This is a genomic window from Geodermatophilus sp. CPCC 205761 (assembly GCF_051383655.1).
In the GTDB taxonomy this organism is placed as follows: domain Bacteria; phylum Actinomycetota; class Actinomycetes; order Mycobacteriales; family Geodermatophilaceae; genus Geodermatophilus.
In genome coordinates this window covers 23,851-38,417 of sequence record NZ_JALPKQ010000026.1, presented here as the reverse complement: position 1 = coordinate 38,417, position 14,567 = coordinate 23,851, and the positions used below count along the sequence as shown (strand labels likewise).

Below are 14,567 nucleotides of genomic sequence, written 5' to 3'. Positions count from 1 at the left end.
AATGACCAGCTTCCTGTCCCGCCGCCCACTGCGCGGCGGCCTGACCGGGCTCGCGGTGGCGGCCCTGGTGCTCACGACCGCGGCCTGCGGCGGCACCACACGCGGCGACGAGGAGGAGAGCGCCGGCGGTGCCGCCGCCGGCGCCAGCGCCGACCCGGACGCCGAGATCCCCGCCGACCTGGCGGTGGGCTTCCTCCCCAAGCAGGTGAACAACCCCTACTTCTCCGTCGCATCGGCGGGGGCCGAGGCGGCCACCGGCGAGTTCAGCGGGGAGTACACCGAGACCGGCCCGTCGGAGGCCAGCGCCTCCTCGCAGGTGAGCTACATCAACACGCTGAGCCAGCAGGGCACCGACGTCATCCTGACCTCGGCCAACGACCCCAACGCCATCTGCAGCGCGCTGGACCAGGCGCGCTCGGCCGGGGCCAGCGTCGTCACCTTCGACTCCGACACCGACCCCGCGTGCCGCGACCTGTTCGTCAACCAGGCCACCACCGAGGGCATCGCCAAGGCGCAGGTCGACCTGATCGCCGAGCAGATCGGCGGGGCCGGGCAGGTGGCGATCCTGTCCGCGACGGCGAACGCCACGAACCAGAACACCTGGATCGAGGAGATGCAGTCCTACGCCGCCGCGGAGCACCCGGACCTCGAGTTCGTGGCGACGGTGTACGGCGACGACGAGGACGAGAAGTCCTTCCAGGAGACCCAGGGTCTGCTCCAGACCTACCCGGACCTGGCGGGCATCATCTCGCCGACCACCGTCGGCATCGCCGCCGCGGCGCGCTACCTGTCCGGCTCGGAGTTCAAGGGCCAGGTCGCGCTGACCGGTCTGGGCACGCCCAACCAGATGCGCGAGTACGTCCAGAACGGGACCGTCACGGCCTTCGCGCTGTGGAACCCGGAGGAGCTCGGCTACCTCGCCGCGTACGCCGGTGCGGCGCTCGCGGCCGGCCAGATCACCGGTGAGGAGGGCGAGACCTTCGAGGCCGGCGACCTGGGCGAGTTCACGATCGAGGCCGACGGCGTCGTCGTCCTCGGCGAGCCCACCGTCTTCAACGCCGACAACATCGACGACTTCGACTTCTGACGTCGTCGTCCCGCTGCCGCCGGCCGTGGACCGGCCGGCGGCAGCGGGACACCGCACCCCCGGAGAGGACCCCCGTGCCCCGCGTCTGCTTCACCCTCCACGTCCGGCCCGACCGGCTGGCGGAGTACCGGCAGCGCCACGCCGCCGTCTGGCCGGAGATGCTCCGCGCGCTGCGCGACGCCGGCTGGCACGACTACCAGCTCTTCCTGCGCGCGGACGGCCTGCTCGTCGGCACCCTGGTGACCGACGACCTCGCCGCCGCGCAGGCCGCGATGGACGCCACCGAGGTGAGCGCCCGCTGGGAGGCCGAGATGGCCCCCTTCTTCGACGTCCCCGGCGACCTGCCCGGGCGCGGGAAGCACGAGCTCGACCTGGTCTTCGACCTCGACGCCCAGCTGACGGCGGCTGGCGAGACCACCACGCAGAACGGAGACCCCCAGTGACCGACCTCCGCGCCCGCGCGCTCGCCGCGCTGGCCGACCAGACCATCGAGCTGCCCTCCTGGGCGTTCGGCAACTCCGGCACCCGGTTCAAGGTGTTCGGCCAGCCGGGGGTGGCCCGCGACCCGTTCGAGAAGCTCGAGGACGCCGCCCAGGTGCACCGGTACACCGGCGTCGCGCCGCGCGTCTCCCTGCACATCCCGTGGGACCGGGTCGACGACTACGCCAAGCTGGCCGCGCACGCCGCCGACCTGGGGGTGCAGATCGGGGCGATCAACTCCAACCTCTTCCAGGACGACGAGTACCGGCTCGGCTCGCTGACCTCTGCCGACAAGGCCGTCCGCGACCGGGCGATCGCCCACCACGCCGAGTGCGTCGACGTCATGCGCGCCACCGGCTCGACCGACCTCAAGCTGTGGCTGCCCGACGGCACCAACTACGCCGGCCAGGACGACCTGCGGGCCCGGCAGGACCGGCTCGCCGACTCGCTGCAGCAGGTCTACGCGCTGCTCGACCCGGGCCACCGGCTGCTCATCGAGTACAAGTTCTACGAGCCGTACTTCTACGCGATGGACATCCCCGACTGGGGCACCTCGCTGGTGCACTGCCTGGCGCTCGGCGAGCAGGCGCAGGTCGTGCTCGACACCGGTCACCACGCGCCGGGGACCAACATCGAGTTCATCGTCATGCAGCTGCTGCGGGTCGGCCGGCTGGGCGCCTTCGACTTCAACTCGCGCTACTACGGCGACGACGACCTCATCGTGGGCTCGGCCGACCCGTTCCAGCTGTTCCGGATCATGAACGAGATCGTCGAGGCCGGCGCCCTCACCGGTGCCGGGGTCAACTTCATGCTCGACCAGTGCCACAACATCGAGCCGAAGATCCCCGGCCAGATCCGCTCGGTGATGAACGTCCAGGAGGCGACGGCGAAGGCGCTGCTGGTCGACCGCGACGCCCTGCACGCGGCCCAGACCTCCGGTGACGTGCTCGCCGCGCACGGCGCGCTGACCGACGCCTTCAGCACCGACGTCCGGCCGCTGCTGGCCGAGCTGCGCGAGAGCCGGGGTCTGGACGCCGACCCGTACGGCGCCTACGCCCGCTCCGGCAACCAGGAGCGCATCGCCGGCGAGCGCGTCGGCGGCCGCCAGGCCGGCTGGGGCGCGTGACCCCCTCCTGCTCCAGGGGCAGAAGTGGCCATTCCTGCCCTTCCCTCCCGGACTTTCCGCGCCGAAAGTCCGTCCGAGAACTCCGGAAGGAACCACCCCCGTGACGAACACCGTGGTCAGCGAGCTGATCGGGCGCAGCAACCGGCTCGGCGCCGACCCGCGCAACACCAACTACGCCGGCGGCAACACCTCCGCCCAGGGCACCGAGACCGACCCGGTGACCGGGCGGCCCGTGGAGCTGCTGTGGGTCAAGGGGTCGGGCGGCGACCTCGGCACCCTCACCGAGCCCGGGCTGGCCGTGCTGCGGCTGGACCGGCTCCGCTCCCTGGTCGACGTCTACCCCGGCGTCGAGCGCGAGGACGAGATGGTCGCCGCCTTCGACTACTGCCTGCACGGCCGCGGCGGCGCGGCGCCGTCGATCGACACCGCGATGCACGGCCTGGTCCGCGCCGCGCACGTCGACCACCTGCACCCCGACTCCGGCATCGCGCTGGCCACCGCGGCCGACGGCGAGGAGCTGACCCGCGAGTGCTTCGGCGACCGCGTGGTCTGGGTGCCGTGGCGGCGGCCCGGCTTCCAGCTCGGCCTGGACATCGCGGCGATCGCCGAGAAGAACCCGCAGGCCATCGGCTGCATCCTCGGCGGGCACGGGATCACCGCCTGGGCCGAGACCAGCGAGCAGTGCGAGGCCAACTCGCTGGAGATCATCCGGACGGCGGAGCGGTTCCTCGCCGAGCGCGGGGTGGCCGAGCCGTTCGGCGCCGTCGTCCCCGGCTTCGAGCCGCTGCCCGACGCCGAGCGGCGGGTCCGCGCGGCCGCGCTCGCCCCCGTCGTCCGCGGCCTGGCGTCGACCGACAAGCCGCAGGTCGGGCACTTCACCGACGCCGACGTCGTCCTGGAGTTCCTGTCCCGGGAGAAGCTGGCCCCGCTCGCCGCCCTGGGCACCTCCTGCCCGGACCACTTCCTGCGCACCAAGGTCCGGCCCCTGGTGGTCGACCTGCCGGCCACCGCCCCGGTGGAGGACGTCGTCGCGCGGTTGACGGAGCTGCACGCCGAGTACCGCGAGGAGTACGCCGCCTACTACGCCCGGCACGCCACCCCGGACTCCCCGGCGATGCGCGGCGCCGACCCGGCGATCGTGCTGGTGCCCGGCGTCGGCATGTTCAGCTTCGGCTCCAACAAGCAGACCGCCCGCGTGGCCGGCGAGTTCTACGTCAACGCCATCAACGTGATGCGCGGCGCCGAGGCCGTCTCCAGCTACGCCCCGGTCGACGAGAGCGAGAAGTTCCGCATCGAGTACTGGGCGCTGGAGGAGGCCAAGCTGGCCCGGATGCCGAAGCCCAAGCCGCTGGCCACCCGGGTCGCGCTGGTCACCGGCGCGGCGTCGGGCATCGGCAAGGCGATCGCGCACCGGCTGGCCGCCGAGGGTGCCTGCGTCGTCGTCGCCGACCTGGACCTGGCCAAGGCCGAGGCCGCCGCGGCCGAGATCGGCAACGCCGACGTCGCGGTGGGCGTGGCCGCCGACGTGTCCGACGCCGAGGCCGTCGCCGCCGCCTTCCGCGCGGCCGTGCTGGCCTTCGGCGGGGTGGACCTGGTCGTGAACAACGCCGGCCTGTCGATCTCCAAGCCGCTGCTGGAGACCACCGAGGCCGACTGGGACCTGCAGCACGACGTCATGGCCAAGGGCAGCTTCCTCGTCTCCCGCGAGGCCGCCCGGATCATGATCGAGCAGGGGCTGGGCGGCGACGTCGTCTACATCAGCAGCAAGAACTCGCTGTTCGCCGGCCCGAACAACATCGCCTACGGCGCGACCAAGGCCGACCAGGCGCACCAGGTGCGGCTGCTGGCCGCCGAGCTCGGCCCGCACCAGATCCGGGTCAACGGGATCAACCCGGACGGCGTGGTCCGCGGGTCGGGGATCTTCGCCGGCGGCTGGGGCGCGTCGCGGGCCGCCGTCTACGGGGTCGAGGAGGACAAGCTGGGCGAGTTCTACGCGCAGCGGACCCTGCTCAAGCGCGAGGTGCTGCCCGACCACGTCGCGGACGCCGTCTTCGCGCTCACCGGCGGCGACCTGACCCGGACGACGGGGCTGCACGTGCCCGTCGACTCCGGCGTCGCCGCCGCCTTCCTGCGCTGAGCAGGGCGGAAATGGCCATCTCTGCCCTCGCGGCGGTGGACCTGGGGGCCTCGAGCGGCCGGGTGATGGTCGCGCGGGTCGGCGCCGACCGGCTCGACCTCACCGAGGTGCACCGCTTTCCGAACCGGCCGGTGCGCACCGGCGGCACGCTGCACTGGGACGTGCTCGGCCTCTACGGCGGCGTGCTCGACGGGCTGCGGGCCGCCGGCCGTGAGGCGGGGCGGGTCGACGGGGTGGGCATCGACAGCTGGGCGGTCGACCACGGCCTGCTGGACGCCGACGGCGCGCTGCTGGGCAACCCGGTCCACTACCGGGACGCCCGGCACGCGACCGCGGTACCCGCCGTGCACGCCGTCGTCCCGCCCGAGGAGCTGTACCGGGTCAGCGGGCTGCAGCACCTGCCGTTCAACACCGTCTTCCAGCTGGCGGCCCGCCGCGGCACCGCCCAGCTGGCGGCGGCGCGGACGGCGCTGCTGGTGCCCGACCTGCTCGCGCACTGGCTCACCGGCGCCGTCGGCGCGGAGCTCACCAACGCCTCCACCACCGGCCTGCTCGACGCCACCACGCGGGAGTGGGCCGACGAGTTCATCGACCGGCTGGGGCTCGACCGCGGGCTGTTCCCGCCGCTGCGCCGGCCGGGCGACCGGCTGGGCGAGCTGACCGACGAGGTCCTCGCCGAGACCGGGCTGACCGGGCCGGTGCCGGTCACCGCGGTCGGGTCGCACGACACCGCGTCGGCCGTCGTCGGCGTCCCGGCGTCGTCGGACCGGTTCGCCTACGTGTCGTGCGGCACCTGGTCGCTGGTCGGCGTGGAGCTGGACGAGCCGGTGCTCACCGAGGCCAGCCGCGCCGCGGGCTTCACCAACGAGCTCGGCGTCGACGGCACGGTGCGGTACCTGCGCAACGTCATGGGCCTGTGGCTGCTGCAGGAGTCGCAGCGGACCTGGACCGCGCACGGGCTGCCCGCCGACCTGCCCGAGCTGCTCGCCGCCGCAGCCCGCGTCCCCGCCTTCACCGCCGTCGTCGACCCCGACGACCCGCGCTTCCTCCCGCCCGGCGACATGCCGGCCCGCATCGCCGCCGTCTGCGCCGAGACCGGGCAGACGCCGCCGCAGAGCCAGGCCGAGACGGTGCGCTGCATCCTCGACAGCCTGGCCCTGGCCTACCGGCGCGCCGTCCGGCGGGCCGCGGAGCTCTCCGGCCGCGACGTCGAGGTCGTGCACCTGGTCGGCGGGGGAGCGCGGAACGCCCTGCTGTGCCAGCTCACCGCTGACGCCTGCCGCGTGCCGGTGCTGGCCGGCCCGGTGGAGGCCGCGGCGCTGGGCAACGCGCTGGTGCAGGCCCGCGCCGCCGGGACGCTGGACGGCGGGCTGCCCGAGCTGCGGGCGCTGCTGCGGGCCACCCAGGAGGTCGCGACGTTCACGCCGTCCGGCTCCCCGGCCGCCTGGGACGCCGCGGAGGCGCGCCTGCCCACGTGACACCGGTACGGCGCCCAGCGGGCCCCGGACCGGCTCACCGGCCGGGCCCGTCCAGCAGCCGGTCGAGCTCGGTCCCGGCCTCGTCGCACCCGGCGTCGGACAGGCGCTGCAGCTCCAGCAGGTCGCCGGCGGCGACCGCGCGCCGGGTCAGCAGGTGTCCCGCGCGCAGGCAGCCCTCGTCCAGCAGCTCGCTCAACTCGGCGAGGTCCCCGCGCTCGTCGGCGAGGTCGGCCAGCCGGTCCAGGGCCTTCTCGTTGCCCTCGTCGGCCAGTGCCCGGAGGGTCTCCCGATCGGGGCGGGGGGTCGTCATGGGCTCATGCTGGGACCCTGCCCCAGGGGCAGGGTCAAGCACGACGATGACCCCGTGATCACCATCGGCCGGCTGGCCCGGTACGTCGGCGTGTCGATCAAGACGGTCCGCGTCTACCACGAGAAGGGTCTCCTGCCCGAGCCGCAGCGGGACGTCTCCGGCTACCGGCGCTACACGGCCCAGGACGTCGTCGAGCTGATCAAGACCCGGACCCTCGCCGAGGCCGGTGTCCCGCTGGCCCGGATCCGCGCGCTCAGGGAGGGGCCGGACGAGGCCTTCCGGCGCGCCCTCGCCCAGATCGACGCCGACCTCGGCGCCCGCATCCGGAGCCTGCGCCGCACGCGGCGGCGGCTCCGCGAGCTGGCCGCCGGCCACACCGGCCTGCTCCCCGCTGAGGTGGACTCGCACCTGCGGCAGCTGGGCGGACTCGGGTTCAGCGAGCGGTGGGTCGCGATGGAGCGCGACCTGTGGATCCTCGTGTTCGCCACCCACCCGGACCTCGCACCCCAGCTCTTCCGCGACCAGGCCCAGGCCCTGTCCGACCCCGACCTCCGCCGGCTCTACCTGGACTACGACCGCGCCCACGACCTCGACCCGGGGGACCCGTTCCTCGCCGACCTCGCCCGGCGCATCGTCGCGGCCACCAGGCACCGGTACGGGAGCGGCGACCTCCCCGGACAGGCGACGGGTTCGGAGATACCCCAGCTGATCCAGGGCTCGGTCAACGCCTCGTCCGCCGCCTGGAGCCGGCTCGACTCCCTGATCCGGCACGAGCTGCGCGGTGCTACGCCCGGGCCCTCGACGGGGTCCCCCGGACGCCGAGCCGGGCGGCCGCCGCGGTGAGCACCCCGGCGACGACCGCGCCCGAGACGTTGAGCGCGGCGTCGACGGGGGACACCACCCGGCCCAGCGGCAGCGCCCACTGCAGCAGTTCGATGCTCCCGGCCACCGTGACCGCGAGAGTGCCCAGCCGCCGTGGCGCTCCCAGGGCCGGCCACCGGAGCACGGCCGGCACCGCGAGCGGGGCCAGCAGCACGAGGTTGCCGATGAGCTGGAACAGCGTCGACCGGGACTCCAGGCCGGTGGCGTACCAGCGCAGCTCGGTCAGCGGCGCGCCCCACGCCCACCCGGTGCCGCCGGTCGGGGTGAGGGTCAGCACCACCACCGCGAGGGCCGCGCACAGCAGGGCGACGTCGAGCACGGTGCGGCGTTCGGCGTCCATCCGCCGACCCTCCCGCGACCGGCGGGGAGCCGGCTGGGTGGAACCTGGACGGGTCCTGGCAGCCGGCGCCGCGGATCAGAGGGCGTTGCGGCGGGCGACGTCGCCGAGCCAGGCGAGGCTGGGCTTCGGCGTCCGGGCGAAGGTCTGCCGGTCGACGGCGACCAGGCCGAACGTGGGCCGGTAGCCCAGCATCCACTCGAAGTTGTCGAGCAGGCTGCAGTGCACGTAGCCGCGGACGTCGGCGCCGGCCGCGACGGCGTCGCCGAGGCTGCGCAGCGCGTCGGTGGTGAACCGGATCCGGTCCTCGTCGTCGGCGGTGGCGATGCCGTTCTCGGTGACCAGCAGCGGCATGCCCGGCAGCACCTCGGCCGCGCGCGCGAGGCGGCTCCCAGGGCCTGGGGACCGCCTCGAGGAACTGGTCCTCGAAGGCGGCGCGCTCCTCGCGCATCCGGTCGAGCCCGCCGTCCTCGGCGATGTGCTCCCGCCCGACCAGCGTCATCCCGGCCGGCGGGGACCCGGCGCCGCGCAGCACGTCCATGCCCCGGCGGTGCAGCTCGAGGAGGGCGTCGGCGACGCCCTGGTCGGGGCGGGGGAGGCCCGTGATGGCCTCGCCGCGCGCGGCCATCGCACCCATCACCGGCTGGGCGGCCATGAGGTTGGGCTCGTTGATCGTGGCGACGTACCCGGCGTCGCGGACGGCGGGCAGCGCGAACTCGGTGAACCGGGCGAAGCGGTCGCCGGCCCTCGGCCCGGTCCAGCGGCCGTCGTGCAGCAGCCAGCGCGGCATCGTGAAGTGGACGAGGGTGACGATCGGCGTCAGTCCCCGCTCGCGGCAGCCGTCGACGATCCGCCGGTAGTGGTCGAGGCCGCGCGGGAGAACTCGCCCTCCTCCGGCTCGATCCGGCTCCACTCCAGGCTGAACCGGAAGGTGTTCAGGCCGGCGCCGGCGACCAGGTCGAGGTCCTCGCGCCAGCGGTGGTAGGAGTCGCAGGCGTCGCCGCTCTTCTCCACGAACGGGAAGCGCTCGGCGTGCTCGAGCTCCCAGTGGTCGTTGCCGACGTTGCCGCCCTCGACCTGGTGCGCCGCGGTGGCCGCGCCCCAGAGGAAGCCGTCGGGGAAGGTCGTGCTCATCGAGGGGACTCCGTCGTCGAGGGGACCCGGCCGGTGACCCGGCCGAGGAGGGCGGGCGGGTCCTCGACCGACGCGCCGCGCCAGGCGACGTGCTGGTCGGGCCGGACGAGGACCAGTCCGGCGCCGTAGAGGCCGCGCAGCCGGGGCAGCGAGCCCAGGTGCGCCACGGTCAGCGGGACGCCGGCCCGCGCCGCCTCCTCGGCCAGCCCGGCGGTGTCGGCCTGCGGGTCGAGCTGCAGCAGGGTGAAGCCGTCGCCGAGCAGGTCGTAGACCGAGCGCCCGTCGGGCAGCCAGGTGTGCGGCAGCCGCGCGCCCGGGTGCGCCGAGGGCGTGTAGGCGACGACGTCGGCGTCCGGGGCGGGCGAGCCGTCGGGGACGACGACCGGCGAGTCCGGGTAGTCGTAGCCGAGGACCAGACCGAGGCTGTGGAACTCGGGGTCCTTCACCTGCAGCGCGTCGGCGAGCCGTGCCCGCAGCGCGACCCCGGCCGGGCCGTCGTCGTCGAGGTCGCCGGTGGCGAAGGACGGCGCGAGGAACGCCTCCTGGTCGCCGGCGGCGGCGATGGTCCGCAGGGCGACCGGACGGCGCTCGGCCTCGTAGCTGTCGAGCAGGGACGGCGGCGCCCAGCCCTGCAGCACGGCGGCGAGCTTCCAGGCGATGTTGACCGCGTCGCCGACGCACGTGTTGAACCCGTGCCCGCCCCACGGCGGGTTGAGGTGTGCGGCGTCGCCGACGAGGAGGACCCGCTGCCCGCGGTAGCGGTCGACCAGGAGCATCCGCGCCGACCACGGGTCGGTGGCCAGGACGTCGACGTCGACGTCGGCACCGACGAAGTCGTGCACCAGCGCGACCGGGTCGACGCCGGCGTCCTGCGGCCCGACGCCCTGCACGATCAGCCACCACGTGCCGTCGAGGTCCAGGCGGCCCATGAGGCCACCGCGCTCGGCGCCGATGACCCAGTAGTGGACGCCGAGGGCACACAGCGGCCGCTCGTCGAGGGCCCGCGACCGGAAGGTGATCGAGAGGTTGGGCAGCGCGCCGGAGGATCCCTCGTAGCGCGCGCCGATCGCCGGCCGGGTGATGCTCGTGGCACCGTCGGCACCGAGCAGGAAGTCGGCGGTGACCTCGGACCGCTCGCCGTCCGGGCCCTCCACCACGGCACGGACCTCGTCCGGCCCGTCGGTGACCGACACGACCCGCGAGCCGATCAGCAGCGTGACCGTCGGCTGCTCGGCGGCCGCCTCGCGCAGGACCTCCTCGACCAGCGACTGCGGCGCCTGCTGCCCGGACTCGGCCGCGATCTCCCGGGGCGTCGTCCAGAGCCCGAAGGCGTTCGGGAAGCGGGTGATCTCGTGCCCGAGCAGGCCGGTGCAGAAGACGACGTCCTGGGCGTGCGAGACCGGCAGCGGCGCGGCGGCGCGCAGCCGGTCGGCCAGCCCCCAGCGGCGCAGGTGCTCCATCGTGCGGACGCTGGTGGTCTTGGCGCGCGGGCGCAGCGGGTCGAGCGCGGTGCGCGGCTCGACGACGAGCACCTCGACGCCGCGGCGGCCGAGCTCGATCGCGGCGGCCAGGCCGCTGGGGCCGCCGCCGGCGACGAGCACCGGGACGCGGGCGGGCACAGTGGTCATCGCGGATCTCCTGTCGTGGGCAGCGCTCGACGCGCGAGCGGGTGGTGCGGGGGAGCGGCGCTCCCGGCCGACGGCACCCGCTCGACCCGGGTGGGGCTCCGGGGAGCGCACGTCCAGCATCGGTGGCGGCGGTCACCCGGTCGTAGCCCACTGCCATTGACCGGAACACCGGAACGGAGCCGTCTCAGGCGGTCCCCGCCCGCTCCTGCCACTGCCGGACCCAGGCCCGCCCGTAGTCGTTGCCGTGCGGGGTGCGCAGGACGGTGTGGATGTGGAAGGGCTTGGGGGTGTCGTAGTCGAGGAAGACCCCGCAGTGGTGGTCGAGCTCGGCGATGAGCACCGGGGACTGCAGCCGGTAGTAGAAGACGTCGCCGGGCTGCGAGCCGCCGATCCAGGAGAACCAGGTCTCGTCGAGGTGCGCCTCGATCTCCCGCATGCGTGCCGCCCGCGGGCCGGCGGGCAGCAGCCGGACGGCGGTCTCGGCGATCTGCAGGGCCAGCCGTCGGGCCGGCTCGGGCAGGTCGACGACGCGGACACCCTCGGCCGCGATGACCCGGTTGTCCTGGAAGGCGCCGGCCAGGTGTCGCTCGTCGCCGGGGTGCACCCGGCCCTCGGGCATGGCCGGGTCGACCATCTGCGCGTAGACGGTGGCCTGCCGGCGCTGCTCGTCGGTCAGGGCGGCCATCAGCGCGGTGCCGAGCTCGATGCGGTCGGCGAACGGCCCGGTCAGGCCGGCGTGCGGGCCGGCGTCGATCTCGTCGGGCTCGGCGCCGAGGAACACCGGGGAGAGGGCCATGCGGCCCTCGACGACCAGGCAGTTGACCGCGCAGTGGTGGCCGTAGAGCTGCCAGCCCCACGGCGCCCGCGGGTCGGGCGTGCCGTAGAGGGCGATGTTGTAGCTCCACTCGCCGAGCACGGTGGGCAGGTCGACGACGTCGCCGAGGAAGCCGTTGATGAGCATCATCGCGTGCGCGAGCTCGAACCCCTCCGGACTCAGCGACGCCCGGACCAGGGCCAGCGCCTTCTCCCGGACCTCCGGCGGCTGGAACTCCAGCCGCAGGCCGGTGTCGAACTGCATGAACTCCGGATTGGCCCAGGTCTGCCACTCGACGGCGTCCACGGCGAAGCAGACCCGGGCCCGGTCGGCCTCGGAGAGGGCGGCCAGCAGGTCCTCGGCGGCGGCGACCATGGCCGCGACCGGGGCCTCCTCGCCGGGCTCGGCCGGGGTCAGCGGGTACAGCCCGTCGCGCAGGGTGCCGTTCTCGGTGACGCCGCGGAACTCGTTGCGGTACAGGGGGGTCCAGCCCTCCACCAGGCCACCGGTGAAGGTGCCCGGCGTCCGGGCGTGCTCGCGGTAGGCGTAGGGATCCAGGCCGCGGACGTCGGCCAGCCGCGGGTGGTCGTGCGGGAACAGGTACTCGCGGAACTCGCCGGACACGCTCAGGCCTTCCGGTACTCGTTGCCGACCACGGTGGTGCGCAGCACGCCGAGGCGCTCGACCTCGACCTCGACGGTGTCGCCGGGCTGCAGCAGCCACGGGGGCGTGCGGGCGTAGCCGACCCCGGAGGGGGTGCCGGTGGCCAGCAGGTCACCCGGGCGCAGGGTGAAGGTGCGCGAGATCAGCGAGAGGGTGTCGCCGACGGTGTAGACCATCTCGTCGGTGCGGCCGTCCTGCACGGTCTCGCCGTTGACCCGGGTCTGCACCCGCAGGCCGTCGCGCAGGTCGCCGACCTCGGCCGCGGGCACGATCGGGCCGAGCGGGCCGGACCGGTCGCCGTTCTTGCCGAGGATCCACTGCGACGTGAGCTTCTGCGCCCGGCGGGCGGTGAGGTCGTTGAAGGTCGAGTAGCCGACGACGGCGGCCAGCGCCTCCTCCGGCGTGGCGTCGACGAGGGGCGACCCGACGTAGGCCATCACCTCGCCCTCCCAGTCCAGCCCGTCCTCGTCCGGCGGCACCGGCACCTCGGCGCCGTCCACGGTCAGGGAGGCGGTCCAGCGGGCGAACAGCGTCGGGTACGGCGGCAGGTCCTCCTCGCGGAACGAGCCCTCGGCCACGTGCTTGAGGTAGTTCAGCCCGATGCAGACCACCCGGGCGCCGGGCAGCACCGGCGGCACGACCTCGACGTCCGCCACCGGCAGGGGCTCGCCCGACGGCTGGGCGGCGAGGTGCCCGGCGGCGTCGGCCCAGAACTCCTCCAGCGGCGCCAGGACGGTCACCGCGGTGCCGTCCTCGGACAGGGCGGCGACCTCGACGCCGCCGTCCCGGCGGATGCCGACGATCCTCATGGCTGTTCTCCCTCGGAGGTCAGGTGGTGCTGCAGGAAGGCGATCGTCCGGTCCGCCGCGTCGCGGGCGGCGTCCGGGGCACCGAGCCACATGTGGTCGGCGCCGGGGTAGGTGTGCAGCTCGACGTCGGCGCCGGCCGCGCGCAGTGCACCGGCCAGCCGCTCGCTCTGCACGCAGGGGATGAGCCGGTCGGCCTCCCCGTGCAGCAGCAGGGACGGCGGCGCCGCGGCCGAGACGTGCGTGACGGGGCTGGCCTGGGCGGCGATGTCCGGAACGGTGACCGCGGGCGCGCCCAGCAGCTGGGCCTCGCGGGTCGCGGGGTCCGTCGGATCGGCGCCGGCGTCGGAGGGGAGCCCGGCCAGGTCGGTCGGCGGGTACCAGGCGGCGACGGCGGCCACCGCCGAGGACGGGCCGGTGAGGCCGAGCTCGCCCTCCAGGAGTGCATCGCCCGCGGTGAGCCCGAGCAGGACGGCGAGGTGGCCGCCCGCGGACTCGCCCCAGGCCGCGACGCGGTCGCCGTCGACGCCGAGCTCGCCGGCGCGGGCGCGCAGCCAGCGGACGGCGGCCTTGGCGTCGTGCAGCTGCGCCGGCCAGACCGCCTCACCGGAGAGCCGGTAGTCGACGCTGGCCACCGCGATCCCGGCCGCGGCCACCTGCTCGAAGAGCGTGCTCCCGGGGAAGGCGGGGCCGGCCGCGCGGCGGCTGCCCAGGCGCCAGCCGCCGCCGTGCAGGAACACCACGACGGGGGCCGGTCCGCCGGCCGGCAGGTGGAGGTCCAGCTCCAGCGGGCGGATCCCGGGGATCGCGGCGTACGGGAGCCCGAGGAGGACGGGGGTGCCGCCCGGGCCGGGGACGGGCCGGGGGAGCGGCGCGGCGTGCGCGGGCGGCGGGAGGGGGAAGGCAGGGGCGGGCACGGAACTCCTCGCGGGGGGACCGAGGCATAGGAAGCAATGCCCACGTCAGAGGCTGCGGAGACGTGGGTATTGCTTCCTATGCCGGGGGAGGGCTCAGGCGGCTACTGGGCGTCGTCCCACCGGTGGTCCGGCATGAACTGCATGTTGTGCTGCTGGGCGGCGGCCTGCATCCGGGGGAAGTCCGGGATGAACGGCGGCTGGTCCTTGGTGGCGGAGTCGGTCGTGGTGCCCATGTGCTGGAAGAACCGCTCGAAGCCGCCGGAGAGGGTGCCCATCATCCGGGCGTCCTCGACGATCTGGTAGGCGTGCGCGAAGCCGGCCGGCACGTAGCCGAAGTCACCCGGGGCGAGCAGCTCGGACTGCTTCTTCCCCTCGGCGTCCTCGAAGAACAGCCGGACCTTGCCCGCGATGACGTAGAAGGTCTCGTGGGTGGCGTTGTGCGAGTGGGTCGGGATCACGTCGCCGGCGGGGGAGTCGGCAGTGATGATGCCGAACTGGCCCTCGGTCTCGTCGCCGGAGAGCAGCACGGTGAACAGGTCCCGGAACAGCATCGAGGTCTCGCCCTCGCCGCGGCGCAGCACGTAGGGCTTCGGCTCGCCGGGGAGCACACCCGCCCACTGCGGGCCGTTCGCGGGGTCGATCAGGTACTCGAAGCTCATGCGTGCTCCCGGGTCGGGTCGGCGATGACCGCCCGAGCATCGGTGACGGCGGTCACCGCACCCCACCTCCGTGCCATTGAGCGGCAGGCCTTCAGGCCGGGACGCGGTC

Annotated in this window: 14 protein-coding genes and 1 pseudogene; 6 read left to right on the top strand and 9 right to left on the bottom strand. The window is 74.5% G+C overall.

What is annotated here, in order from left to right:
• Position 1 precedes the first annotated feature (1 nt).
• The 5 genes from rhaS (at position 2) to MY526_RS16365 (ending at position 6,308) form a co-directional block, all read left to right on the top strand.
• Positions 2 to 1,087: a rhamnose ABC transporter substrate-binding protein gene (gene rhaS / locus MY526_RS16385; RefSeq protein ID WP_436694202.1), complete on the top strand. Its 1,086-nt coding sequence runs from the start codon at positions 2 to 4 to the stop codon at positions 1,085 to 1,087.
• 74 nt (positions 1,088 to 1,161) lie between these two features.
• Positions 1,162 to 1,530, top strand: a complete 369-nt coding sequence (locus MY526_RS16380; protein ID WP_436694203.1) for an L-rhamnose mutarotase — start codon at positions 1,162 to 1,164, stop codon at positions 1,528 to 1,530.
• The gene (gene rhaI, locus MY526_RS16375; protein ID WP_436704506.1) at positions 1,527 to 2,693 is read left to right on the top strand and encodes an L-rhamnose isomerase; all 1,167 of its coding nucleotides are present in this window, start codon (positions 1,527 to 1,529) and stop codon (positions 2,691 to 2,693) included. The genes MY526_RS16380 and rhaI overlap by 4 nt, the downstream gene beginning before the upstream one ends.
• Positions 2,694 to 2,793: 100 nt before the next feature.
• Complete coding sequence (locus tag MY526_RS16370; protein ID WP_436704505.1) at positions 2,794 to 4,830, top strand: bifunctional aldolase/short-chain dehydrogenase; 2,037 nt, start codon at positions 2,794 to 2,796, stop codon at positions 4,828 to 4,830.
• Between the two features lie 11 nt (positions 4,831 to 4,841).
• Positions 4,842 to 6,308, top strand: coding sequence for a rhamnulokinase (locus MY526_RS16365; RefSeq protein WP_436704504.1), 1,467 nt, complete (start codon positions 4,842 to 4,844; stop codon positions 6,306 to 6,308).
• A gap of 34 nt (positions 6,309 to 6,342) precedes the next feature.
• On the opposite strand, the gene MY526_RS16360 is transcribed toward MY526_RS16365, so the two are convergent.
• On the bottom strand, positions 6,343 to 6,618 hold the full coding sequence (locus tag MY526_RS16360) for a hypothetical protein (protein ID WP_436694207.1): 276 nt from the start codon (positions 6,616 to 6,618) through the stop codon (positions 6,343 to 6,345).
• Between the two features lie 54 nt (positions 6,619 to 6,672).
• On the opposite strand from MY526_RS16360, the gene MY526_RS16355 reads away from it, so the two are divergent.
• Complete coding sequence (locus MY526_RS16355; RefSeq protein ID WP_436694208.1) at positions 6,673 to 7,461, top strand: MerR family transcriptional regulator; 789 nt, start codon at positions 6,673 to 6,675, stop codon at positions 7,459 to 7,461.
• Here MY526_RS16355 and MY526_RS16350 read toward each other — a convergent pair.
• From MY526_RS16350 to MY526_RS16315, 8 genes and pseudogenes are all read right to left on the bottom strand, one after another.
• A complete protein-coding gene (locus MY526_RS16350) occupies positions 7,403 to 7,840 on the bottom strand; it encodes a VanZ family protein (protein ID WP_436694209.1) in 438 nt (145 codons plus the stop codon). The genes MY526_RS16355 and MY526_RS16350 overlap by 59 nt on opposite strands.
• A 75-nt stretch (positions 7,841 to 7,915) precedes the next feature.
• Positions 7,916 to 8,203, bottom strand: coding sequence for a family 1 glycosylhydrolase (locus MY526_RS16345; RefSeq protein WP_436704503.1), 288 nt, complete (start codon positions 8,201 to 8,203; stop codon positions 7,916 to 7,918).
• 307 nt (positions 8,204 to 8,510) lie between these two features.
• Positions 8,511 to 8,971 (bottom strand): annotated as a pseudogene (locus MY526_RS16340) (family 1 glycosylhydrolase); the annotation flags it as partial.
• Complete coding sequence (locus MY526_RS16335) at positions 8,968 to 10,599, bottom strand: FAD-dependent monooxygenase (protein WP_436704502.1); 1,632 nt, start codon at positions 10,597 to 10,599, stop codon at positions 8,968 to 8,970. The gene MY526_RS16335 and the pseudogene MY526_RS16340, both read right to left, overlap by 4 nt.
• Positions 10,600 to 10,783: 184 nt before the next feature.
• Positions 10,784 to 12,037, bottom strand: coding sequence for a DUF3500 domain-containing protein (locus MY526_RS16330; protein ID WP_436704500.1), 1,254 nt, complete (start codon positions 12,035 to 12,037; stop codon positions 10,784 to 10,786).
• A 2-nt stretch (positions 12,038 to 12,039) separates the two neighbouring features.
• Positions 12,040 to 12,885, bottom strand: coding sequence for a fumarylacetoacetate hydrolase family protein (locus MY526_RS16325; RefSeq protein WP_436704498.1), 846 nt, complete (start codon positions 12,883 to 12,885; stop codon positions 12,040 to 12,042).
• Positions 12,882 to 13,799 (bottom strand): alpha/beta hydrolase fold domain-containing protein, encoded by a 918-nt coding sequence (locus MY526_RS16320; protein ID WP_436694213.1) that lies wholly within the window; start codon positions 13,797 to 13,799, stop codon positions 12,882 to 12,884. The genes MY526_RS16325 and MY526_RS16320 overlap by 4 nt, the downstream gene beginning before the upstream one ends.
• Positions 13,800 to 13,900: 101 nt before the next feature.
• Entirely contained in the window at positions 13,901 to 14,458 is a 558-nt protein-coding gene (locus tag MY526_RS16315; protein ID WP_436694214.1) for a quercetin 2,3-dioxygenase, read from the bottom strand.
• Between the last annotated feature and the right edge of the window lie 109 nt (positions 14,459 to 14,567).

Bases quoted from the DNA above. Each gene is read 5' to 3' on its own strand.
- rhaS (WP_436694202.1), top strand. From the start codon at position 2: ATGACCAGCTTCCTGTCCCGCCGCCCACTGCGCGGCGGCCTGACCGGG.
- MY526_RS16365 (WP_436704504.1), top strand. From the start codon at position 4,842: ATGGCCATCTCTGCCCTCGCGGCGGTGGACCTGGGGGCCTCGAGCGGC.
- MY526_RS16350 (WP_436694209.1), bottom strand. From the start codon at position 7,840: ATGGACGCCGAACGCCGCACCGTGCTCGACGTCGCCCTGCTGTGCGCG.
- MY526_RS16315 (WP_436694214.1), bottom strand. From the start codon at position 14,458: ATGAGCTTCGAGTACCTGATCGACCCCGCGAACGGCCCGCAGTGGGCG.
- MY526_RS16325 (WP_436704498.1), bottom strand. From the start codon at position 12,885: ATGAGGATCGTCGGCATCCGCCGGGACGGCGGCGTCGAGGTCGCCGCC.
- MY526_RS16335 (WP_436704502.1), bottom strand. From the start codon at position 10,599: ATGACCACTGTGCCCGCCCGCGTCCCGGTGCTCGTCGCCGGCGGCGGC.
- MY526_RS16360 (WP_436694207.1), bottom strand. From the start codon at position 6,618: ATGACGACCCCCCGCCCCGATCGGGAGACCCTCCGGGCACTGGCCGAC.